The sequence below is a fragment of the Pseudoalteromonas sp. 3D05 genome, from assembly GCF_002723455.1.
Taxonomy (GTDB): Bacteria; Pseudomonadota; Gammaproteobacteria; order Enterobacterales; family Alteromonadaceae; genus Pseudoalteromonas.
Genome location: NZ_PDUS01000012.1, coordinates 14950 through 36015, shown reverse-complemented (window position 1 = coordinate 36015; position 21066 = coordinate 14950). Strand labels below are relative to the sequence as shown.

Here is a 21066-nt window from a genome sequence, read left to right as displayed (position 1 = left end):
CTTAATCAGCCTGCTTTCTTAAAAATGCAGGAATGTCGAAGTAATCACCACCTTCAGACTTATCAGATGTTTTACCACTTTCCGTGGTTTTTGCGCTACCACTTTGAGCCGTCATGCCTGATTCTTGTTTTTCTGTCGTTGAAGCATTATCGACTTCATGGCTGCTGTTACCTTGGCTTGCAAAGCTTGGTACATACATACTGCTGCTTGTCTGGCTTGTTGAGCTTGCTACATCAGAGCCTGATGCTTTTTTAAAGCCATTATCAACAATACCAAATTGTGGACGACGATCGCCACCTAGACCTGTTGCAACAACTGTTACTCGCAGCTCATCAGTCATTTCTGGGTCGATAACAGCACCCACAACAACCGTTGCATTTTCAGATGCTAATGCTTTTACGTGATTACCGACGATTTCAAATTCTTCAATCGCGATATCCATACCCGCAGTAATGTTAACTAAAATGCCTTTAGCACCTGTTAAGTCAACATCTTCTAATAGCGGGCTAGAGATAGCAGCTTCTGCGGCTTCTTGCGCACGATCAGGACCTGATGCTGAAGCAGTTCCCATCATTGCAGTGCCCATTGCTGACATAACAGTACGTACGTCGGCGAAATCCACATTGATCAAACCAGAACGGGTAATTAATTCGGCAATACCTTGCACAGCACCAAATAACACGTCGTTTGCTTTAGCGAAGGCATCTAATAGTGTAGTCCCTTTACCTAAAACTTTAAGCAATTTATTGTTAGGAATTGTAATAAGTGAATCTACAATTTCTGACAACTCATTAATACCTTGTTCAGCAGCTGCTGCACGCTTTTTACCTTCGAAGTCAAACGGACGTGTAACTACAGCAACCGTTAAAATACCTAAATCTTTCGCTATTTTAGCAACGACAGGTGCAGCACCTGTACCTGTACCACCGCCCATTCCGGCTGCGATGAATACCATGTCGGCACCTTCAAGGCTGTTGCGAATTGTGTCTGCATCTTCTTCTGCAGAGCTGCGACCCACTTCTGGATTTGCGCCTGCACCCAAACCTGATGTAATTTGCGTACCAAGTTGAACTGTAATGTCTGCTGATGAATTACGTAATGCTTGCGCATCTGTATTCGCAGCAATAAAGCGTACGCCTTCAATTTGTTGTTTTACCATGTGCTCAACAGCGTTACCGCCGCCACCGCCCACGCCAATTACTTTTATTACAGCTTCTTCGCTGTGTTGTTCCATAATATCAAACATGTTTACTCTCCGACTTGAGTACTAAAACTCGCCTTGAAACCACTTTGTAATACGGTTCCACCAATTGTTATCACCTTCAGGTTTCGACTTTTGTGCATTCATCGATTGCATTGTACGGCCGTATTGCAATAAGCCCACCGCCGTTGCATATGAAGGATCATCAACATAATCTGTTAAACCAACCATCCCGATTGGTTTACCTACTCTTACTGGCATTTGGAAGATATCTTCAGCTACTTCCATGGCCCCTGCCATTTTTGCACTACCACCTGTAATAACAAGTCCAGCTGCAATTTGGTCTTCTAATCCTGAACGACGGATTTCTTCCATCGCCAGTTCAAATAATTCTCTAAAACGTGGCTCTACAACTTCAGATAACGTATGGCGCGACATAAGTCTCGCTGGACGTCCACCCACACTTGGTACTTCAATTGTATCTTCACTACTGGCCATTTGACTGCTTGCACACGCATATTGTACCTTGAGAGACTCAGCATGTGATATCGGCGTGCGGAATATTTTCGCAATATCTCCAGTAACTTGATTGCCCGCTACCGGAATCACGGCAGAATGGCGTAAAGCACCATTAATATAAATAGTGATATCCATTGTACCACCACCAATATCAAGTACCGCTACACCCAGCTCTTTTTCGTCATCTGTGAGAACTGAGTAACATGATGCCAGCGCTGTAAATATTAACTGATCTACCTCTAAGCCACAGCGTTCAACACATTTCTCAATATTTTTAGCCATGTCATTTGAGCACGTAATAATGTGAGCTCTGGCTTCCATTCGCACACCACTCATGCCCAGCGGGTTTTTAATGCCCTCTTGCATATCAATGCTGTACTCTTGCGGTAGCGCATGCAGCATCTTACGTTCCGCTGAAATAGGCACTGAGCGGGCAATATGAATTACGTTTTCAACGTCTTCTTCTGTGACTTCGGTATTATTGATAGCAACAACGCCATTTTCATTTTGGCATTGGATATGTTTCCCTGAAATACCCAAATATACAGAGCTAATACGGCAATCTGCCATTAACTCGGCTTCATCAATTGCACGACGAATCGATTCAGACACTAAGTTAAGGTCATTCACGCCGCCTTTATCCATACCGTGGGATACTTGGCTACCAATTCCAACAATACTGAGCTTATTATCTGCGGTGATTTCACCAACCGTGGCCACCACTTTTGAGGTGCCAACGTCTAATCCAATCACTAGGTTTCTTTCTGCTGACTTAGTCATGCCTTACTCTTATTTTGTAATTGTGCTTCTTCCAGGAGCTTCCAGCTCACTGCAAGGCCGGTATCATACCGTAAATCCACTACATCTACTTGTGCATCTGCACGCTTTTCCATACGTGGGTAGACATCTATAAATCGCTGTACCCGTTTTGCTTTTTCTTTTCGGCCTAAATTAAGGCGAATACCATTATCAAGCCAAAGCTGCCATGAGAACCGTTCAGACAAGGCTAAACTAGTTAACTTTAATTGGTTTAAGCTCAGCATATCATCAAATTGTTGATAGGCTGTCCACGCTTCGTGCTCACTGCCTTCTGGGCCATATAACTGCGGTAACTCTTCATCAAGTTGCTCACTGTTTGCTTGGAACACTTCACCTTGCTTATTAAGCAGTAAATCACTATTCCATACAGCAACCGCTTGATGTTCAACAACATACACCTGTAATGTATCAGGCCACTGCTTTCTAACAGAAGCAGTGGCAACCCAAGGTAACGCTTGTACTAGATGCTGAACATGGGTCACGTTCAAGTCAAAAAAGCTGGATAAATCGGCCTTTTTTATTGCCATTATAATGGCTTTTTCATCCGTATACTTAGGCTTACCCATGACCGCTAAATGCTTTATTTGCGCATCTTTATTGTCCACCAGCCACTGCTGAACCCCACTGGTGATCTGCACTAAGCTAATCACCACAACAAGAAAAAAACTAATACCAAAAACCAGCGACCAATTAAGTTGCTGTTTTAACTGCTTTGCTTTTTCTAAAAGGGGATGCATTTTAAAGTGTTTGCTCCAAAATGCGAACAACTAATTGCTCAAAAGTTGCCCCGTTTGCTTTTGCTGCCATCGGCACTAATGATTTTTCTGTCATGCCAGGCACAGTATTAACCTCTAGCAGGTAAAAATTCCCTTGCTCATCCTGCATAGCATCAACCCTACCCCAGCCACTTGCGCCCACCAAGTCAAACGCTTGCAGCGCTATGTCTTGCAATAATTTGGTTTGCGCTACTGATAAATCTGCAGGGCAATGGTATTGAGTCGTTGTTGATTGATACTTAGCTTGGTAATCATAGAAACCATTCGGTGTCGTCATTTCAATCACAGGTTGAACGTCATTACCAAGCACTGTTACTGTAAATTCACGACCTGTTATCCATTGTTCCACTAACACTTGGTTATCAAACTTGAACGCTTCTGTTAGGGCTAATTCCAATTCTTCAGCTGTATTAGCTTGCGCCATACCGATACTCGAGCCCTCATGAGATGGCTTCACCATCACCTTTTTAAGGTCGCTCATTATTGCTGCAGTATCAAAACCTCGTTTGCTATCAACAACTGCATATGGCGCAGTACTGAGCCCTGCTGATTTAAACAAGTGTTTACAGCGAATTTTATCCATCGCTAATGCCGAGCCCAAAACATTGCTTCCGGTATAAGGCAAGCCCATAAACTCAAGCGCGCCTTGAATAGTGCCATCTTCTCCACCACGGCCATGCAAAGCAATAAAGACCCGATCAACGCCAAGCTCTTTTAATTGCCACAATGGCTGTTCTTTTGGATCAAAAGCAATCGCATCAACACCTGCACCTTGTAAAGCACTTAATACGGCTTGACCCGATCTGATCGACACTTCACGCTCTGCTGAGTCGCCACCCAATAGCACTGCAACCTTGCCAAATTGTGTATTGAGTTGTGTCATACTTCTACCTGCTTTAGCTGTTCAACCGACAACTCTGTTGCCGCTAACTGTTTAACTAATTGACCTATATTACCAGCCCCTTGCGTTAAAACTAAGTCATTGTCTTGTAATATATTCGCTAATACGCCTGCAAGCTCTGAATTACTGGCTATGTGTAATGGCTCTTTGCCACGCTGACGTAAGCTTCGACATAAACTCTTGCTATCAGCACCGATAATAGGCTCTTCACCAGCACTGTAAACATCGAGTAGTAATAGCTGGTCAACATCAGCAAGTACTTTAACAAAGTCCTCATACAAATCACGAGTACGACTAAATCTATGTGGCTGGTAAATCATCACTAAACGCTTATCTGGCCACCCTTCACGTACTGCTGCAATAGTCGCTGCAACCTCAGATGGGTGATGACCATAATCGTCAACGAGCATGACATTACCGCACTCATTTTCAAACGTACCGTAGTGTTGGAAACGACGGCCTATTCCTTCAAACTTATCTAAGGCTTGTAAAATTGCTTGATCCGAAATATTTTGATCTTTTGCAACAGCAATAGCAGCTGTCGCATTTAAAGCATTATGTTTACCTGGCATATTCAGCTGAATCGTTAAGTCATTACCTTGTTTGGTACGTACTGTAAAAGAACAGGTATTGCCTTGTTGGCTAAAGTTAAGCATGCGGTAATCAGCCTCTGCTGATTCGCCATAGGTGATCACGGGTCGAGCAAATCGTGGAATTAGCTCTGCCGCAACGTTTGAATCAATACACACCACAGCTAAGCCATAAAATGGCAGATTATGGATAAACTCAACATACGTGTCTTTCATTTTTTCCAAACTACCACCGTAGGTATCCATGTGATCTTCTTCAATGTTTGTGATCACTGAAACCATGGGTTGTAAATGCAAAAATGATGCATCGCTTTCATCAGCTTCTGCAATTAAAAAGTCACTTTTACCTACTTTTGCGTTACTGCCAGCACTATTAAGTAAACCGCCAATAATAAATGTCGGATCGAGCCCTGCTTGAGCATAAATACTGGCTATTAAGCTCGTTGTTGTGGTTTTACCGTGTGTGCCTGCAATCGCAATACCGTGACGAAAACGCATCAGCTCAGCCAGCATTTCAGCACGACGTACAACTGGGATACGCGCCGCTTTTGCAGCTATAATTTCAGGATTTGTTTCATCAATAGCGCTTGAAACAACAACCACGTTTGCATCTTTCACATTATTTGCATGGTGGCCAATAAACACTTCAGCACCCGCTTTAATTAAACGCTCTGTCATAGCGCTATGAGCTATATCTGAGCCTGTGATACGGTAGCCTTCAAAAGCCAATACTTCTGCAATACCGCCCATCCCTGCGCCACCAATACCAATAAAGTGGATAGTGTCGATTCGTCGCATTGCTGGTCGTGATGAGTTATTTACACCCACACTTTGTTTATTTAATTCGTTCACACAATTCTCTTTTTATCTATTACTTGCTCACAGTGCTGTGCAACATGCGCTGTGGCATCAATGGTGGCTAACGCTTTTGCGCGCTGCGCCATCTGATCTATTAATTTTGGCTGTTCTAAATAAGGTCTCAAGGTATCGACAATATTAGCTTGGTTAAATTCACCTTGCGGCATTAATAATGCAGCCTCAGCAGCAACTAAAAATTGCGCATTTGCGGTTTGATGATCGTCAACTGCATGTGGGAATGGCACAAACAATGCCATTTTTCCTGCTGCGGCTATCTCACTTACTGTGAGCGCGCCTGCACGGCAAATAACAATATCAGCCCAGCTATACGCGGCATCCATATCATCAATAAACTCAGCGGCCTTTACTAGGTCTGAGCTAAATGCGTGGGCTTTATAGGCTTGAGTAACTCCATCGAGATGACCTTTACCTGTTTGGTGCCACACGTTTACCTCAGTTATTTGAGATAATTCCTTAAAAGTCGAAGGCAGTGTGCTATTAAGCACCTGAGCACCCAATGAACCACCCACAACTAATACGTTAATTGGACTTGATGCATGTCGTGCTGCGACCTTTGCCACACTTTGACGAACAGGATTGCCAACAACTTCACTTTTGCCATTTTCAAATGCACTAGGAAATGCAGCGAGCACTTTATTTGCACACTTTGCCAGCCACTTATTACTCATTCCGGCTACTGCATTTTGCTCATGGATCACTAATGGAATTCCTAAGCTTCGTGCTGCAATACCCGTTGGGCCAGTCACATAACCTCCCATGGCTAAAACCACATCTGGACGCTGCTTTTTTAATACTTTGCGTGCTTGCATAATGGCATTGATAACCATAAAAGGCGCTTTAATTAAACGTTTTAAGCCGTTGCCACGTACGCCTTTAACATTAATAAAATCAATCGCAATATCATGTTTAGGCACGACCTGCGCTTCCATTCTATCAGCTGTACCAATCCAACTTACCTGCCACCCCTGCTGTTTCAGGTGCTGGGCAACAGCAATACCAGGAAAAATATGTCCGCCCGTACCGCCGGCAACAACGATTAGCTTTTTACTCATCGCTTACCTCCTCGGGATGTTGCTTGTTTAGTTGCCATTTTTGTTTCAAAATCAACACGGAATAAAATCCCTGCGGCAATGGTCATTATCAATAAGCTAGAACCACCATAAGATACAAAAGGTAACGTTAGCCCTTTAGTCGGTAAAATACCGGCACTGGCTCCCACATTCACCATGGTTTGAAAAGCAAACCAAATTCCAATGGCCAATGAAAAATAACCTTCATATTCTTTGCCACATTTAAGTGCCTGTTGCCCAATTAAAAGGGCACGAAAAACTAAAACACAAAACACGGTTAAAATACTTAACACGCCAACAAAACCAAGCTCTTCGCCTATCACAGCAAAAATAAAATCATTATGCGCTTCGGGTAAATATTGTAATTTTTGTACGCTATTGCCAAGCCCTTGGCCGAACCAACCACCTTGACCATAGGCCATTAGCGATTGCACTAGCTGATAACCTTTGCCAAATGGATCATCCCATGGCTCTAAAAAGCCAACTACACGAGCCATACGGTAAGGTTCTACTATTATCAGTAAAACCACTAAGCCAATTCCCGTTAAGATTAACGCAAAGAACTGCCATAATTTAGCGCCAGCTAAAAACAACAAACCCACAGTGGTAACAAACATAACCACAACCGTCCCTAAGTCAGGCTGTAACAAAATCAATAAAGCATAAACGGCAAATACTGCAATAGGCTTTGCAAAGCCCTTTATATTTTCTTGCACCTCTGCACGTTTACGAACAAGGTAACCCGCGATGTAACTAAAAAAGTAGAGCTTTGCAGCCTCAGCAACTTGAAAGCCAATTGGGCCTACCGGTATCCATCTTTTAGCCCCGTTTACTTCACGACCGACTATTAACACAATGACCAATAAAACCATGCCCAATATTAACAAATAAGGGTTAGAGCGTTTCCACCAATCCATAGGCACACTACATGCAATCCAAAAAAGCACAAAGCTCATGGCTAAAAACATGCTGTGACGAATAGATATATGATAGGGATTGTCGAACAATCGATCAGCCGTTGCCATAGATGCGCTCGTCACCATGACAAACCCAACTCCAATAAGCATGATCACGCAGTACAATAGAGGCACATCGTACAATTGTGCTGATTGTTTTGGCGTTAAAGCCTCGCGAATATCAGCCAGTGCAATCATTGTTCACCCGCCTTTACACACTCACAAAAATGCTCGCCTCGTTGCATGTAGTTATTATACATATCGATGCTCGCACACGCTGGTGCTAGCAACACATAATCGCCAGCTTCAGCCTGAGCCTTAGCAAGCTTTACAGCTTGGGCCATATTTTCTGTCAAATGCGACTTGTTAGTCAGCGCTGAAAGTGCCTTAGCATCTTTACCAAAACAGATCAGTGCTTTTACTTTATCTTGTAAGTAGGGTTTAAGTGCATCTAAATCAGCGCCTTTGGCATCGCCACCAGCAATCACAATCAACTGCCTCGCCTGCTCTGACAAACTATCAATAGCCGCAATGGTGGCACCTACATTTGTTGCTTTTGAGTCATTAAAATATTTGACCCCACTGTACTCAGCAACAAACTGACAACGATGAGCTAGCCCTTTGAATACAGTAAACGCTTTAGCAAATTGCTCAGCAGATATATCGAAAGGCTGTAATAATGCCATTACTGATAGCGCATTAAGGTGATTGTGATTACCCACAACGCTCAGGTCACTAACCGGTAAAATAGCTTTACCGTGAGCAGTAAAGTAAGGCTCACCGTTTATTGTTGATACACAATAATCCGCGTCAGATAGAGCAAAGCTCACTTGCGGGTTAACATCGGTGTGAGTAGCTGAATCATTTTTGTTAACTACAGCCAATGCTGTATTAGTATAAATTGTTTGTTTGGAGCTTATATATGCTTGATAGCTAGCATAGCGGTCAAGGTGGTCTTCTGATACATTTAGCACTGTAGCGCTGATCGGTTCTAAGCTGGTCGAAGTATCGAGCTGAAAGCTTGAAAGCTCTAGCACATACACATCAAAATCACCCGCTAACAAATCAAGTACAGCAGTGCCAATATTACCGCCTAAGCCAACATTAAACCCTGCCGCTTTTAGAACATCATAGGCAAGAGTAACAACCGTTGATTTACCATTAGAACCGGTCACCGCAACTACTGGCTTGTCATTTAAACGCGCAAACAGCTCTATATCACCAATCACTTCAACACCCGCTGCAATAGCGTCTGCCACTGCAGGTATTGTTAAGCTAAGGCCAGGGCTAATAATTATAATATCGGCTGTCGATAAATTAGCACAACTTAAGTCACCAAAATGAGTATTAAGTTCAGGCGCATGGCTATGCAACCAATCTTTACCTGGGGGTAATTCGCGGCTATCTACCACTGTTGGTGCAATATTATGAGACAATAAAAAACGCACAATGCCCAGACCGGTTACACCGAGCCCGAGCACTGTTATACGTTTTGTTTGTATCTCGTTTAAATACGTCATCTACCTGATCTTTAATGTCACAAGGCCTGCTAACACAAGCACAATCGATATAATCCAAAAGCGAACAATAACGCGAGGTTCTGGCCAGCCTTTTAATTCATAATGATGATGAATTGGCGCCATTCTAAAGATTCGCTGGCCCCTTAACTTATACGAGCCCACTTGCAAAATAACGGACAAGGCTTCCATAACGAATACCCCTCCCATAATCACTAACACCAATTCTTGGCGTACAAGTACAGCAATAATTCCCAGTGCGCCACCTAGCGCTAGTGAGCCTACATCGCCCATAAAGACTTGCGCTGGGTACGTGTTGAACCATAAAAACCCAAGTCCTGCACCCACTATGGCTGTACAAACAACAACTAATTCACTTGCTAAAGGTAAATGCGGAATATGCAAATAAGCAGAAAAATTAACATTGCCTGTTAGATAGGCAATAATTGCCAAAGCTGCTGCCACTAAAATAGTCGGCACAATTGCGAGGCCATCTAAACCATCAGTTAAGTTCACCGCGTTCGAAGTGCCGACAACCACAAAGTAGGTCATCACAATATAGAACAGGCCTAATTGCGGTAATACATCTTTAAAAAATGGCACAACAAGCGAGGTTTCATTAGCGTGATTTGCTGTAAAAAACAACGCACAAGCAACAACCAGCGCGATAACTGATTGCCAAAAGTACTTCCATTTAGCAATTAACCCTTTGGGGTCTTTACGAATAACCTTTCGGTAATCATCCACAAAACCAACAATACCCAGTGAGCCAATAACAAACAGCGTTGCCCACACATACTTATTAGCTAAATCAGCCCATAGTAATGTACTGGTAAAAATAGACGCTAAAATTAACAAGCCGCCCATGGTAGGCGTGCCTTTTTTAGATAAGTGAGATTCAGGTCCATCATCACGTACGACCTGACCAATTTGCATTTTTTGTAAACTACGTATCAGTTTAGGACCAAAATACAACGATATTAATAAGGCGGTTAAAATACCTAATACAGCTCGCACTGTAAGGTAAGAAAAGACATTAAATGCACTGTAATATTGGGTTAAATACTCTGCCAACCAAACTAACATGTTGGTGCTCCATTACTGCCATTTTGCTGGCTGTTAACTAAATCTTGTACAAGTAATTCCATTCGAGAGCTGCGCGATCCTTTCACGACGATAGTGGTTTTTTGTGATTTCTCAGTTAAACGAGCCTGCAACTGCTGTAACAACTGTTCTCGGCTGGAGAAGTGACGATTAGGCTTTTCAAATTCATCACTGGCGTACTTACTCAATACACCTAATGTGTAGAGCTCATCAATACCTTTTTGTTTTGCGTATTCACCCACTTGTTGATGATACATGCGAGCCTCTTCACCAAGCTCCCCCATGTCACCAAAAGCTAAAATTCGTTGACCTTCAATATCACTCAGTAAGTCAATTGCGGCTTTTACAGACTGCACGTTCGCGTTATAAGTATCATCGATTACAGTTAGCATATTGCTTACTTTAATCATATTTACTCGCCCTTTAACTTCACCCATATTAGCAAGTGCATCAGCTGCACTTTTCACGCTAACACCAAACTCAGATGTCAGTGCTGTTGCAATGAGTGCGTTCATTACATTATGTCGGCCAGGTAATGCTAGTTTTACTTTTACGCGCTCAGCAGCAGTGCAAATATAAAATGATGCGTGGGCCTGTTCATCAAGCAGCACTTCCTCTGCCCATACATCAAGTTTTTGTGTGCTTGAAAGGCGTTTGACTTTTTCTTTAGGGAGTTTATCTAGCCAAGATTGACTAAATTCACTGTCGCAATTAACAATCGCAATTCCGCCAGATTTTAAGCCGTCGTAAATCTCGCCCTTTGCTGTAGCAACGCCTTCAAGTGACCCAAACCCTTCAATATGAGCAGCCGCCACATTGCACACTACTGCCACATCCGGTTTAGTCATTGCTGCGGTATAAGCAATTTCACCAATGTGATTAGCGCCCAGCTCAATAACTGCATATTGATGTTGCGGCTCTAATCTTAATAGGGTTAATGGCACACCAATATCATTATTGAAATTGCCTTTTGTTGCTAGCACCTCACCGTGGCCGCCAAGAATTGCCGCACACATTTCTTTAACTGTGGTTTTACCGACGCTTCCTGTAATTGCAATAGTCTTAGGTGCAACACTAGCCATCACTGCAGCACCAATTTGACCTAGCGCTAAACGGGTATCAGCAACTAAAAACTGAGGAATATCTACATCTACTTTGCGGTGAACAATAGCGCCAATAGCGCCTTTACTTTTTGCTTGCTCTACAAACTTGTGACCATCAAAGTTAGGCCCTTGTAGCGCTAAAAACACCTCACCATCGCACAAAGTACGGGTGTCGGTATTAATGTTCTTTATCGTTTTATTATCACTTGGGCTTTGCGTTGCTAACACGTTAGCAAGCCAATCAAAATCCATAGGGATCATAACTGCGATCCTCTTTTTTGTTTTTTTAAGGTGTGTTGTACAAATTTACGATCGCAGAAATCTATGCGCTGAGAACCGATAATTTGATAATCTTCATGGCCTTTACCGGCAATTAAAACAACTTCATTTTCTTTTGCGTTATTAATAGCAAACTCAATTGCAGCACCGCGATCCGCTTCTAAATGTGCGTGATGCGGATTTTCCAAGCCCGCTGCAACTTCTGTGATTACTTGCATAGGGTCTTCACTGCGAGGGTTGTCACTGGTGATAATCACTTTATCTGCATTTTGTTCAGCAGCGCGAGCCATTATCGGGCGTTTACCTTTATCACGATCGCCACCACAACCAAACACACAACTCACACCACCAGGAACATGCTGCTGCAGTGCTTGCAGTGCTAATGCGAGTGCATCAGGTGTATGCGCATAATCAACAATACATGTTGGTTGGCCTTGCTCACTGAAAGCCTGCATACGCCCTGAAACGGGTTGTAAGCTAGCACAACCTGCGGCCAACGCTTCAAGTGGGTAACCTAAACCTAACAAGGTCGCAATGGCAGCTGCTAAATTGTACAAGTTAAATTCGCCAAACAGTGGGCATTGTATCGCGATATCACCCCAACTTGTAGTTAACTGTGCCGAAATACCCGACTTGTGGTAACTCACATCGGTAAAATATACAAACTGTGCACCCGTTGGCACTAAGTTTTTACGGCCATAACAGATTAAGTTTGTAAAATCATATTGCTCTAACCATTGTTGCACTTGGTTATCATCTTGATTTAAAACAACCAATTGAGAATCAAAGTCGCGAAATAGCATTAATTTTGCTTGTGCGTAACTGGCCATATCACCATGGTAATCGAGGTGATCACGCGAAAGGTTAGTAAATACAGTCGCTTTAAATCGGCTGCCCAATACACGATGTTGCACTAAACCATGTGATGAAACTTCCATCGCCACTAGCTGCTTTTTCTGTGTAACAAGTTCAGATAAAATACGCTGTAGATCTACACATGAAGGCGTGGTGTTTATCAAGGGTGTTAACGAGTTTGGCTCTCCATACCCTAATGTACCAATAATTGCAGCAGCCTTTGCACAATGATTTGCTAAATGGGCAATCATCGCAGTGGTTGTTGACTTGCCGTTTGTGCCGGTAACACCAATTAAATCAAGCATCTCACTAGGCGAATTATAAAAACGACTTGCCAGTACAGGGAGTTTTTTATCCAAATCTGATGTTAAGTATAACTGCTCAAAATCACAGTCAAATTCACATAAACGATCTGCAACGACCGCTACAGCGCCTTTTTTAATTGCTTGCTCAATAAACTGGCCACCATCAAGTTGGTGACCCTTTACTGCAATAAACACATCGCCCGGTTTTACGTCGCGGCTGTCTAAACGCAGCTCATTAACCATTAAGCTCGTTGCGTCAATTTCAATGTGTTTTAATATTGTGTGTAAATCACGCACCATCATCTTTGCCTTTCACGTAGGCCACAGAACCTTTGTCAGGCGCTACGTTTAAAATTCGTAAGGAATTAGAAATTATTTCAGCAAATGCAGGTCCAGCCGTCGCACCGCCATAATAAACATCTCCACCGGGCTCATTGATTAATACCACAACAGCTAAACGTGGATTACTCGCAGGTGCAATGCCAGCAAAATAGCCAACATATTCGTCGCCGTAACCGCCTACTGCCGCTTTTTTAGAAGTACCCGTTTTTCCCGCTGCACGATAACCGTCTACTTTGATCCGGCTTGCAGTGCCTCCGTCTTCGAACACGCTTTCCATCATATGCACAACGGCTTCAACATCTTTTTGTTGAAATACGCGTTCCCCTTCAGGAATAGAGTCTTGCTTTAATACGGTAAGCGGTCTATTAACGCCACCCGCACCTAACATGGCATAAAAACGAGCCATTTGAGCAGTACTTACAGCAATATTGTAACCAAATGATAGTGCGGCAATTTCATGATCAGACCAACGACGATTCGGGTAGAATAAGCCACTACTTTCACCGACCATTCCGGTGCCTGAATCAATACCAAAGCCTACTTTTTGATATAAACCTACAAAGTAATCTTTAGGTACGTCTTGGCTCACTTTCGTGACACCCATATTGCTTGAATACTTTAAAATATCCCTTAGCGTCATATCACCATGATTGCGTGTATCTTGAACTAAGCTACCACCTAAGCGCATCCAGCCTGGGTAGGTATCAACGGTATCCTCCGGTTGGATTGTGCCGTAGTCTAATCCAGCTAAAATGGCCAGAGGCTTAACGGTTGAGCCTGGTTCAAACAAATCAGTGATTGCGCGATTACGACGCTTATGAGGTGCTGCATCGCTTAAATTATTAGGATTAAAAGAGGGGCTATTAACCATTGCCAACACTTCGCCAGTTTTCACATCAACCACCATGGCTGAGCCTGATGTGGCTTTATAAGTCAAAACAGCTGATTTAACAGCTTTATAAGCTATTGCTTGAATACGTTGATCAATGCTTAATTGAATATTTTCAGGCTCTACTCGCTCTCGTTCGTCCAGTACTTCAACCTCTCGGCCTCGCCCATCTTTACGAATTGTACGGCGACCTTCCTCACCCGTGAGGGCATTCTCATAGAGCTTTTCAATACCTTCAATGCCTTTACCATCAATATTTGTAAAGCCTAATACATGGGCGGTCACTTCACCAGCAGGGTAATAGCGCTTAGACTCATCAAGTAAATGAATGCCTGGAAGACGTAAATCACCAATATAATTTGCAACAGCAGGCGTTACTTGGCGCTTAAGGTATACAAAACGTCGAGTTGCATCATCGCGTAAACGGCTGTTTATTTTTTTCGGTTCAATGCGCAATACATCGGCCAGTTCTCGCCAGCGTAAGTCATTTTTATAATATAGCGCGACACGTTGATTAAGAAGGGCTTTATTTTCGCTTAGCGCCTTTTGATCCTCGCCATTTTTGCGTGCCTGCCTAAGTACTTTTGCAACTAAAGATTTATGAAGGGCTTTTGGATCTGCATACACACTAACCACAGGTACACTGACTGCTAACTCTTTACCATGACGGTCAAAAATCATTCCTCGCTGAACATGCAGCTTTTCAACTCTTACCGTGCGTTTATTGCTTTCAGATCGTGCTTTATCAGGCTCAATAACCTGAAGATAAGCAGCACGAGACATCAAAGTTACAAAAACAAGCAACACAACAGAGCACACCAGCATAAAACGCCATGTGATCAAACTATTTACTGGTTTTTTCGCTCTGCTTCTCATGGCAGTGTTATCACCTGTTCATCTTGGCTTGTTGGGCGTTTCATCTTAAGCTGCATAATCGCAATTTCTTCGATACGCGCATGCTGCGAATAAAACTCTTCCTCAACAAGCAAATAGCGCCACTCAAGATCAAGTTCATCTCGCTCTTGTAACAATTCATCTTGCTCTATCAACTCTTGGCGAGCGAGGTGGGTAATTTGCACCACACTCAAACTAGATGCGAATATCACAACCAACAAGGCCGAGGTTAGCTTATTTGCTCCTAGGCCTTTTAAAATCTCTAAAAATAAGTTGGGTTGGCGATGATTCGCTTTTGGTTTCATCCCAACCTCTGTGCAACCCTAAGCACTGAACTACGCGAGCGTGGATTATGCTCAATTTCATCTTTGCTTGGTTTGATAGCTTTACCCACTGCTTTTAACGTCAGATTTTTATTTATTTGTTCATTGGTTAAAGGCAGACCTCTGGGTAATGCTGCTCCCTTACTCTGTTTTTTAATAAACTGTTTAACAATACGGTCTTCTAGTGAATGAAACGAAATAACAACCAATCGACCACCTGGCTTCAAAACATCCAAAGATGCTTGTAATGCTGTTTGGATCTCTTCTAATTCACTGTTGATATAAATTCTGATTGCTTGGAAAGTACGTGTTGCAGGGTGCTTAAATTTATCCTTCACTGGTACAGCTTCATCAACTAAATCAGCAAGTTGCTTAGTTGTTGTGATCGGTGTGTGCTCACGCACCTCAAGCACTTTGTGCGCGATACGACGACCAAATTTTTCTTCACCATAGGTTTTTATAACGTGAGTAATATCTTCAAGCTCAGCCTCAGCAAGCCATTGCGCAGCGCTACGACCGCTGGTTGGATCCATTCGCATATCCAATGGACCATCTTTCATAAAACTAAAACCACGATCCGCATCATCGAGCTGTGGTGAAGACACGCCAATGTCTAATAAAATGCCATCAACCTTACCCAATAGATCGTTTTGCTGTGCAACGTCGTATATATTTGAAAAACGGGTATGGGCAATTGCAAAACGGCTATCGTCAGCAAATTTTTCAGCTGCTTTTATAGCTTGGGGATCTTGGTCAATAGCCTGTAGGCGACCTGCATCACTTAATCGCGCAAGTATTTGCCCTGAATGTCCGCCACGGCCAAATGTACCATCCATGTAAATGCCGTCTGGCTGAATCGCGAGAGCATCGATGGTTTCGTCCATAAGCACGGAAATGTGTTCAAATTGCGCTGTCATTAGTTATAAATTGCCTTTTTTATTAGCTACTCAAAGTGAGAAGTTGTCTAGATCTGGGCTTGATTCAAAATCACCGAGCATTTCAATTTCGGTGTCTTTACGCATCTGTTCATTCCAGCGCTCTTCATCCCAGATCTCAAATTTGTTTATCAACCCAACTAACATTATCTTTTTGCCTAAATCAGCATGGGCACGTAATGACGGTGCCAGCAAAATTCGGCCATTTTTGTCGAGTTGGTATTCTGTTGCATTTCCTAATAACATGCGTTGCATGCGCCTAGCTCGTGGATTCATATTAGAAATTTTCGCAAGCCGCTCTTCTATATCTTGCCACTTAGCAAGTGGGTACAACCATAAGCAAGGCTCATTCAACGCGATGGTACAAATCACAGTGCCCATATCTTCAGACAGCAGATCGTTTCGATACTTGGTTGGTACCGCAAAGCGTCCTTTGTCATCCATACTGAGCGAACTCGCACCGCGAAACATAAAAGCCTACAGAAAATTTTGTTATTAACTGGCTAAAATTAGTTTTGATCCAATTTGATCCACTAAAAACCACTTTTTACCACAGTGCTCCAGTTTAGGGCTTGACAAGCCATTTTGTCAAGTCAGCAAAACTCTATAGTTGACTGTGCAAGCCAGAAAAAATAAGGCCTAGCGCAAAGCTACTGAATTATGTGGGAAAAAGTGGAATACAATAAAAAAATATTTTTTTCTGTAGATCAAGCTAACTAAGGCCCCAAGGCTGGTTACTGAATAAACGATGAATAATTACAAATAATCAACCTCATTAACGTACCGATTTTATCTGTTGTAAAGATTACTTAATCGACCTGTAATTATTACTGTTAAAAGTTTTAAAATATTAGCAATCTTACAACAAAAAATCATAAGCAACTGAATATAAACAACTTAGTTTATTGGTATGGAAACTGCTGGTAATTAGACACACTTGTTTTTAATTATTTAAGGAAGGAATATTATGGCTACAGCAGCTACAAACTCAAAAGCGTCAGTTTCAACTAACAGTAAAGTAGATCCTACTTTACCAACAAGCGAAGCTCCGCTTACAGAAAAAGCAACCTCTGCTGCACACAGCGCAGTTGACGCATTATCAACAAGAGCCGCAACCGCAGAACAAAGTATTCGTGAAGGTGCTACTAGCTCTGCTGAAACACTGTCAGAGAAGCAGCAAATTGCCCGCGAAAAAATCACACAGTACAGTGGTAAAACACGCCAACTAGCCTCTGAGAATCCGCTTGCAACAGCAGGAATCGCATTTGCTGCCGGCATGTTAGTCACTGCATTATTTAACCGTAAGTAAGCTCAATCATGTCTCATTCTCAACACGCAAGTGAGAAACAGCAACATGCCACTGATCAACCTAATACGGCTGACCAGTGGCAAGTTCACCTCGAGAAGATTTCAGATTATTCCAAGCAACTTTACAGTGATTATCACTCACAAGCTAAGACCTGTAAAAACATTGCAGCTGCCGAATGGCACCTTTCAACACGCTCACTAGCGCTTACCATTATTTTGTTGGTATGTTTTGCCGGCGGGTTAGTGCTGCTTTGGGCTGGGTTACTTGCAACAATAGGCATCGCTATTTTCGCCTTCAGCGAATCTTTGTGGTTAACAGCGGGTTCTTTGATTGCATTACAGCTTCTTTGTCTTACTTGGCTTTGGAAAAATATAGGGTATATCAGCGGTAAAATCGGGTTCGATAAATCGCTTCGCAGTCTTCGTCAGCTATTAAATATTAATAAGGATGACTCATGATCATTGATTACTTCGTTAATAAGCCACAGCAAAGGGTGGAAGAACTCACTGAAAAAATGGATTTTCGCGACGAGCTCAAGCGTCAGCATCACCAAGCCTTAAACTACCGGCTTAAACGCTTCGCAGTTACCAACGTTGGTATTGCCAGTGCATTTACAGCTGGGGCAGGTTACCAAGCATTGAAAAACAATGACTCAAACCAAAGTAAACTGAGTAAGCTCAGTAAGTTTACTTGGCTTTTACGGTTTATTTAACCTGAGCCATAGCTAAAGTATGCACCAACTAAAATGGTATTAGAGGACAAACATTGTTAATCACTTTCAGTTGGAGATTTTAGCTTTAGCGAATTGAATTTAATAATTCATTGCAACGAAAAGCATTATAAATATTGCTAGAGATAGGTTTATTATCCAGTATTCAGCTATTTTATATGATCCGCATCAGTAAAGTGTCTATTTAGGCTTCTCATCTTTACTTTATTTCATTAACGTACAGTTATTACATTTGTGTATGAGTTAAATAAATTGAAAAAGCGCATCGTATTAACAGGTGGTCCTGGCGGCGGGAAAACCACAGCAATTGATTTATTACGCCGAGAGTTTTCTAAACAAATAGTGGTAGTCCCTGAATCCGCGACTATGTTATTTAGCGGAGGGATCAAACGAAACAACGAACCACACCTTATAAAATCCCATCAGCAAGCCATATTCAATCTACAAAAAAATCTAGAACATATTCAACGTACCGAACACCCAAACCGCTTAATGCTGTGTGACCGTGGTAGTTTAGATGGTTTAGCTTATTGGCCTGATGAAACTAGCGATTTTTTTGATTGCCTTAACACGGATTTGCAAACAGAACTTACACAATACGACGCTGTGATTTTTTTTGAAACAGCAGCTAAATCAGGGCAAAGCATTCATAGCAATAACCCCGTACGAAACGAATCTGACAAACAAGCCATATTAATCGACAACAAGTTACAAGCAATTTGGTCTCAACATCCTAACTTTAATTTAGTTAAAAGCGCTGAATCATTTGTACAAAAAGTGATGTTTGGTATTGATACCATCACCAAGGTAATGAAAAGCTACGAACAATGAATGCTCGTAGCTCTTTTATTTAATTTCGATTATGTGGCTCTTGATAATCTATATAAGGACCATTGGGTACTACTTGCGTTGGGTTAATCATTGTATGGCTAAAATAGTAATGACGTTTAATATGATAAAAATCAACCGTTTCCTTTACTGAAGCAATTTGATATAGCTCACGCAAGTAATTACTCATTGCAGGGTAGCTTTCAATGGTGCGTAAATTACATTTAAAGTGACCAACATACACACTATCAAATCGGATTAAAGTCGTGAATAAACGCCAATCAGCTTCAGTGAGCGTATCCCCCACTAAATAACGGTTATTCTCTAGGCGAGCTTCTATGCTATCAAGCGCGCTAAATAAATCATCAAAAGCGTCAGTGTATGCTTGCTGTGTCGTCGCAAACCCAGCTCTGTATACCCCATTATTGATGTTGTGATAAACAAAGTCATTTACCTCGTCTATTTGAGAGCGCAACTCATGCGGATAGAAATCCATGGTATTCCCGGTTAATCCGTCAAATGCTGAGTTAAACATACGAATAATCTCGGCAGACTCATTACTGACAATACGATTGGTCTTTTTATCCCACAACACAGGAACAGTCACGCGGCCTGAATAATCAGCTTTATGCGCTGTATAAATTTGATGCATATAAGCTTTATCGAATAAATCATCACCCGAACTGTGATTAGATTTATCAAATGTCCATCCATGTTCAAGCATATCAGGGCTTACAACAGATACGCTAATGTAATCTTCAAGCCCTTTTAAATGACGAAATATAAGCGTACGGTGTGCCCATGGACACGCAAGTGACACATACAAGTGATAGCGTCCTTTTTCAGCTTTAAAGCCAGCGTCCCCTGTTTTTCCAGCACTGCCATCAGGTGTCACCCAATTGCGTAGTTGAGCTGCTTCACGTTTAAATTCACCTTGGTTATTATCAGTGTCATACCATTTATCATGCCACTGACCATCGACAAGTAAGCCCATAATAATCTCCTATAATGTACCAAATTTACCGGATTGATAATCTCGAACGGCTTGTTGCAACTCAGCTTGGGTAGTCATAACAAACGGTCCCATGTGTGCAATTGGTTGGTTAAGCGGCTCACCCGCAAGCAACAATACACCCGCGCCCTTGCTTGAGCTAAAAGCAATTGCACTGTTTGGCTGTAAAATAAGCAAGCTCCCAGCTTTAACCGTTCCCGCTTGCTCCGTATCAATTTCACCTGTATGAACATAAATCATAACTTTTGATTGAGCTAAAGGCGCATGTGTAAACTGAGTATTTGCCGGTAATGTCACATCAGCCAACATGCCATTAGCCGCTAAATCTTGTAGACTTGAAATTTGCTGCTCATCAGCAAACTGCCAACTGCCTGCTAATGCAGTTAACTTAACGCCTTGCTCATCTTGCTTCACGGGTGCAGGCGAAGTTGTTGTGTCTTGGTATTTTGGCGCTCTTAACTTATCTGCGCTTGGCATATTGAGCCAAATTTGAAAGCCGTGCATACCTTCTTTTGCATCTGCCAGTGGCATTTCACTGTGAATAACCCCAAAGCCTGTACTCATCCACTGTACATCTCCCGCACGAATAGCTTTTTTATTCCCCATTTGATCCTGATGTTCAAAACCACCTTTAATGATATAGGTAAAAGTTTCAACCCCGCGGTGCGGGTGTGCAGGAAACCCACCCATAAAATCATTTTGATCGTTCGACTTTAATTCATCAATCATTAAAAAAGGGTTTAGGTGCTTGCCATCAAACCCAGGAATACGGCTAATGTTGACTCCATCACCATCACTGGTAGCGTAACTTGATAGGATATTTAATATTTGCATGATTGCTCTCATATGCTTAACTATGATTAATAATATGCACATAAACGAAAAACAACCATTGCATAAAATAGTATCAATCATTCGTTTAAACAGAAT

The 21066-nt window shown here is 42.2% G+C and carries 21 protein-coding genes; 4 read left to right on the top strand and 17 right to left on the bottom strand.

All coding sequences use genetic code 11. From position 1 onward, the window contains the following. Window position 1: 1 nt before the first annotated feature. Genes ftsZ through mraZ form a run of 15 tightly spaced genes read right to left on the bottom strand, consistent with a single transcriptional unit; the run spans window position 2 to window position 16728 of the window. A complete protein-coding gene (gene ftsZ / locus CSC79_RS12880) occupies window positions 2-1246 on the bottom strand; it encodes a cell division protein FtsZ (protein ID WP_099296172.1) in 1245 nt (414 codons plus the stop codon). Between the two features lie 21 nt (window positions 1247-1267). Then, a complete protein-coding gene (gene ftsA / locus CSC79_RS12875; protein WP_099296171.1) occupies window positions 1268-2500 on the bottom strand; it encodes a cell division protein FtsA in 1233 nt (410 codons plus the stop codon). Then, a complete protein-coding gene (locus CSC79_RS12870; protein WP_099296170.1) occupies window positions 2497-3276 on the bottom strand; it encodes a cell division protein FtsQ/DivIB in 780 nt (259 codons plus the stop codon). Before CSC79_RS12870 ends, ftsA begins: the two co-directional genes overlap by 4 nt. Before the next feature lies 1 nt (window position 3277). After that, on the bottom strand, window positions 3278-4198 hold the full coding sequence (locus CSC79_RS12865) for a D-alanine--D-alanine ligase (protein WP_099296169.1): 921 nt from the start codon (window positions 4196-4198) through the stop codon (window positions 3278-3280). Further along, window positions 4195-5604 (bottom strand): UDP-N-acetylmuramate--L-alanine ligase, encoded by a 1410-nt coding sequence (gene murC, locus CSC79_RS12860; RefSeq protein WP_237114019.1) that lies wholly within the window; start codon window positions 5602-5604, stop codon window positions 4195-4197. The genes CSC79_RS12865 and murC overlap by 4 nt, the downstream gene beginning before the upstream one ends. A gap of 50 nt (window positions 5605-5654) precedes the next feature. Further along, window positions 5655-6737: an undecaprenyldiphospho-muramoylpentapeptide beta-N-acetylglucosaminyltransferase gene (gene murG / locus CSC79_RS12855; protein ID WP_099296167.1), complete on the bottom strand. Its 1083-nt coding sequence runs from the start codon at window positions 6735-6737 to the stop codon at window positions 5655-5657. Beyond that, the gene (ftsW, locus tag CSC79_RS12850; RefSeq protein ID WP_099296166.1) at window positions 6734-7909 is read right to left on the bottom strand and encodes a cell division protein FtsW; all 1176 of its coding nucleotides are present in this window, start codon (window positions 7907-7909) and stop codon (window positions 6734-6736) included. The genes murG and ftsW overlap by 4 nt, the downstream gene beginning before the upstream one ends. Beyond that, complete coding sequence (gene murD, locus CSC79_RS12845) at window positions 7906-9231, bottom strand: UDP-N-acetylmuramoyl-L-alanine--D-glutamate ligase (RefSeq protein WP_099296165.1); 1326 nt, start codon at window positions 9229-9231, stop codon at window positions 7906-7908. Before murD ends, ftsW begins: the two co-directional genes overlap by 4 nt. Further along, window positions 9232-10314, bottom strand: a complete 1083-nt coding sequence (gene mraY, locus CSC79_RS12840) for a phospho-N-acetylmuramoyl-pentapeptide-transferase (RefSeq protein ID WP_099296164.1) — start codon at window positions 10312-10314, stop codon at window positions 9232-9234. Next, on the bottom strand, window positions 10308-11696 hold the full coding sequence (gene murF, locus CSC79_RS12835; RefSeq protein ID WP_099296163.1) for a UDP-N-acetylmuramoyl-tripeptide--D-alanyl-D-alanine ligase: 1389 nt from the start codon (window positions 11694-11696) through the stop codon (window positions 10308-10310). Before murF ends, mraY begins: the two co-directional genes overlap by 7 nt. Next, window positions 11693-13171, bottom strand: coding sequence for a UDP-N-acetylmuramoyl-L-alanyl-D-glutamate--2,6-diaminopimelate ligase (gene murE, locus CSC79_RS12830; protein ID WP_180270437.1), 1479 nt, complete (start codon window positions 13169-13171; stop codon window positions 11693-11695). Before murE ends, murF begins: the two co-directional genes overlap by 4 nt. Next, window positions 13164-14981, bottom strand: coding sequence for a penicillin-binding transpeptidase domain-containing protein (locus CSC79_RS12825; RefSeq protein WP_099296161.1), 1818 nt, complete (start codon window positions 14979-14981; stop codon window positions 13164-13166). Before CSC79_RS12825 ends, murE begins: the two co-directional genes overlap by 8 nt. Further along, window positions 14978-15304: a cell division protein FtsL gene (gene ftsL, locus CSC79_RS12820; protein ID WP_099296160.1), complete on the bottom strand. Its 327-nt coding sequence runs from the start codon at window positions 15302-15304 to the stop codon at window positions 14978-14980. The genes CSC79_RS12825 and ftsL overlap by 4 nt, the downstream gene beginning before the upstream one ends. Next, window positions 15301-16239: a 16S rRNA (cytosine(1402)-N(4))-methyltransferase RsmH gene (gene rsmH, locus CSC79_RS12815; RefSeq protein ID WP_099296159.1), complete on the bottom strand. Its 939-nt coding sequence runs from the start codon at window positions 16237-16239 to the stop codon at window positions 15301-15303. The genes ftsL and rsmH overlap by 4 nt, the downstream gene beginning before the upstream one ends. 30 nt (window positions 16240-16269) lie before the next feature. Beyond that, window positions 16270-16728 carry a division/cell wall cluster transcriptional repressor MraZ gene (mraZ, locus tag CSC79_RS12810; RefSeq protein WP_099296158.1) on the bottom strand — a complete coding sequence of 153 codons (459 nt, stop codon included), beginning with the start codon at window positions 16726-16728 and terminating at the stop codon, window positions 16270-16272. Window positions 16729-17224: 496 nt separating this feature from the next. Here mraZ and CSC79_RS12805 point away from each other — a divergent pair, with 496 nt between their 5' ends. From CSC79_RS12805 to CSC79_RS12790, 4 genes are all read left to right on the top strand, one after another. Next, window positions 17225-17566 (top strand): DUF883 domain-containing protein, encoded by a 342-nt coding sequence (locus tag CSC79_RS12805; protein WP_099296157.1) that lies wholly within the window; start codon window positions 17225-17227, stop codon window positions 17564-17566. A gap of 8 nt (window positions 17567-17574) precedes the next feature. Further along, a complete protein-coding gene (locus CSC79_RS12800) occupies window positions 17575-18024 on the top strand; it encodes a hypothetical protein (protein WP_099296156.1) in 450 nt (149 codons plus the stop codon). After that, window positions 18021-18278 carry a hypothetical protein gene (locus CSC79_RS12795; protein ID WP_099296155.1) on the top strand — a complete coding sequence of 86 codons (258 nt, stop codon included), beginning with the start codon at window positions 18021-18023 and terminating at the stop codon, window positions 18276-18278. The genes CSC79_RS12800 and CSC79_RS12795 overlap by 4 nt, the downstream gene beginning before the upstream one ends. A 270-nt stretch (window positions 18279-18548) precedes the next feature. Then, a complete protein-coding gene (locus CSC79_RS12790; protein ID WP_237114016.1) occupies window positions 18549-19127 on the top strand; it encodes an AAA family ATPase in 579 nt (192 codons plus the stop codon). Window positions 19128-19146: 19 nt separating this feature from the next. On the opposite strand, the gene CSC79_RS12785 is transcribed toward CSC79_RS12790, so the two are convergent. After that, window positions 19147-20118: a glutathione S-transferase family protein gene (locus CSC79_RS12785; protein WP_099296153.1), complete on the bottom strand. Its 972-nt coding sequence runs from the start codon at window positions 20116-20118 to the stop codon at window positions 19147-19149. 9 nt (window positions 20119-20127) lie between these two features. After that, window positions 20128-20970, bottom strand: coding sequence for a pirin family protein (locus CSC79_RS12780; RefSeq protein ID WP_099296253.1), 843 nt, complete (start codon window positions 20968-20970; stop codon window positions 20128-20130). Window positions 20971-21066: the final 96 nt, after the last annotated feature.

What these genes read in the sequence shown, in the direction of transcription:
- ftsZ (WP_099296172.1), bottom strand. Translation starts at nt 1,246, where the DNA reads ATGTTTGATATTATGGAACAACACAGCGAAGAAGCTGTAATAAAAGTA.
- ftsA (WP_099296171.1), bottom strand. Translation starts at nt 2,500, where the DNA reads ATGACTAAGTCAGCAGAAAGAAACCTAGTGATTGGATTAGACGTTGGC.
- CSC79_RS12870 (WP_099296170.1), bottom strand. Translation starts at nt 3,276, where the DNA reads ATGCATCCCCTTTTAGAAAAAGCAAAGCAGTTAAAACAGCAACTTAAT.
- CSC79_RS12865 (WP_099296169.1), bottom strand. Translation starts at nt 4,198, where the DNA reads ATGACACAACTCAATACACAATTTGGCAAGGTTGCAGTGCTATTGGGT.
- murC (WP_237114019.1), bottom strand. Translation starts at nt 5,604, where the DNA reads ATGCGACGAATCGACACTATCCACTTTATTGGTATTGGTGGCGCAGGG.
- murG (WP_099296167.1), bottom strand. Translation starts at nt 6,737, where the DNA reads ATGAGTAAAAAGCTAATCGTTGTTGCCGGCGGTACGGGCGGACATATT.
- ftsW (WP_099296166.1), bottom strand. Translation starts at nt 7,909, where the DNA reads ATGATTGCACTGGCTGATATTCGCGAGGCTTTAACGCCAAAACAATCA.
- murD (WP_099296165.1), bottom strand. Translation starts at nt 9,231, where the DNA reads ATGACGTATTTAAACGAGATACAAACAAAACGTATAACAGTGCTCGGG.
- mraY (WP_099296164.1), bottom strand. Translation starts at nt 10,314, where the DNA reads ATGTTAGTTTGGTTGGCAGAGTATTTAACCCAATATTACAGTGCATTT.
- murF (WP_099296163.1), bottom strand. Translation starts at nt 11,696, where the DNA reads ATGATCCCTATGGATTTTGATTGGCTTGCTAACGTGTTAGCAACGCAA.
- CSC79_RS12825 (WP_099296161.1), bottom strand. Translation starts at nt 14,981, where the DNA reads ATGAGAAGCAGAGCGAAAAAACCAGTAAATAGTTTGATCACATGGCGT.
- ftsL (WP_099296160.1), bottom strand. Translation starts at nt 15,304, where the DNA reads ATGAAACCAAAAGCGAATCATCGCCAACCCAACTTATTTTTAGAGATT.
- rsmH (WP_099296159.1), bottom strand. Translation starts at nt 16,239, where the DNA reads ATGACAGCGCAATTTGAACACATTTCCGTGCTTATGGACGAAACCATC.
- mraZ (WP_099296158.1), bottom strand. Translation starts at nt 16,728, where the DNA reads ATGTTTCGCGGTGCGAGTTCGCTCAGTATGGATGACAAAGGACGCTTT.
- CSC79_RS12805 (WP_099296157.1), top strand. Translation starts at nt 17,225, where the DNA reads ATGGCTACAGCAGCTACAAACTCAAAAGCGTCAGTTTCAACTAACAGT.
- CSC79_RS12800 (WP_099296156.1), top strand. Translation starts at nt 17,575, where the DNA reads ATGTCTCATTCTCAACACGCAAGTGAGAAACAGCAACATGCCACTGAT.
- CSC79_RS12795 (WP_099296155.1), top strand. Translation starts at nt 18,021, where the DNA reads ATGATCATTGATTACTTCGTTAATAAGCCACAGCAAAGGGTGGAAGAA.
- CSC79_RS12785 (WP_099296153.1), bottom strand. Translation starts at nt 20,118, where the DNA reads ATGGGCTTACTTGTCGATGGTCAGTGGCATGATAAATGGTATGACACT.
- CSC79_RS12780 (WP_099296253.1), bottom strand. Translation starts at nt 20,970, where the DNA reads ATGCAAATATTAAATATCCTATCAAGTTACGCTACCAGTGATGGTGAT.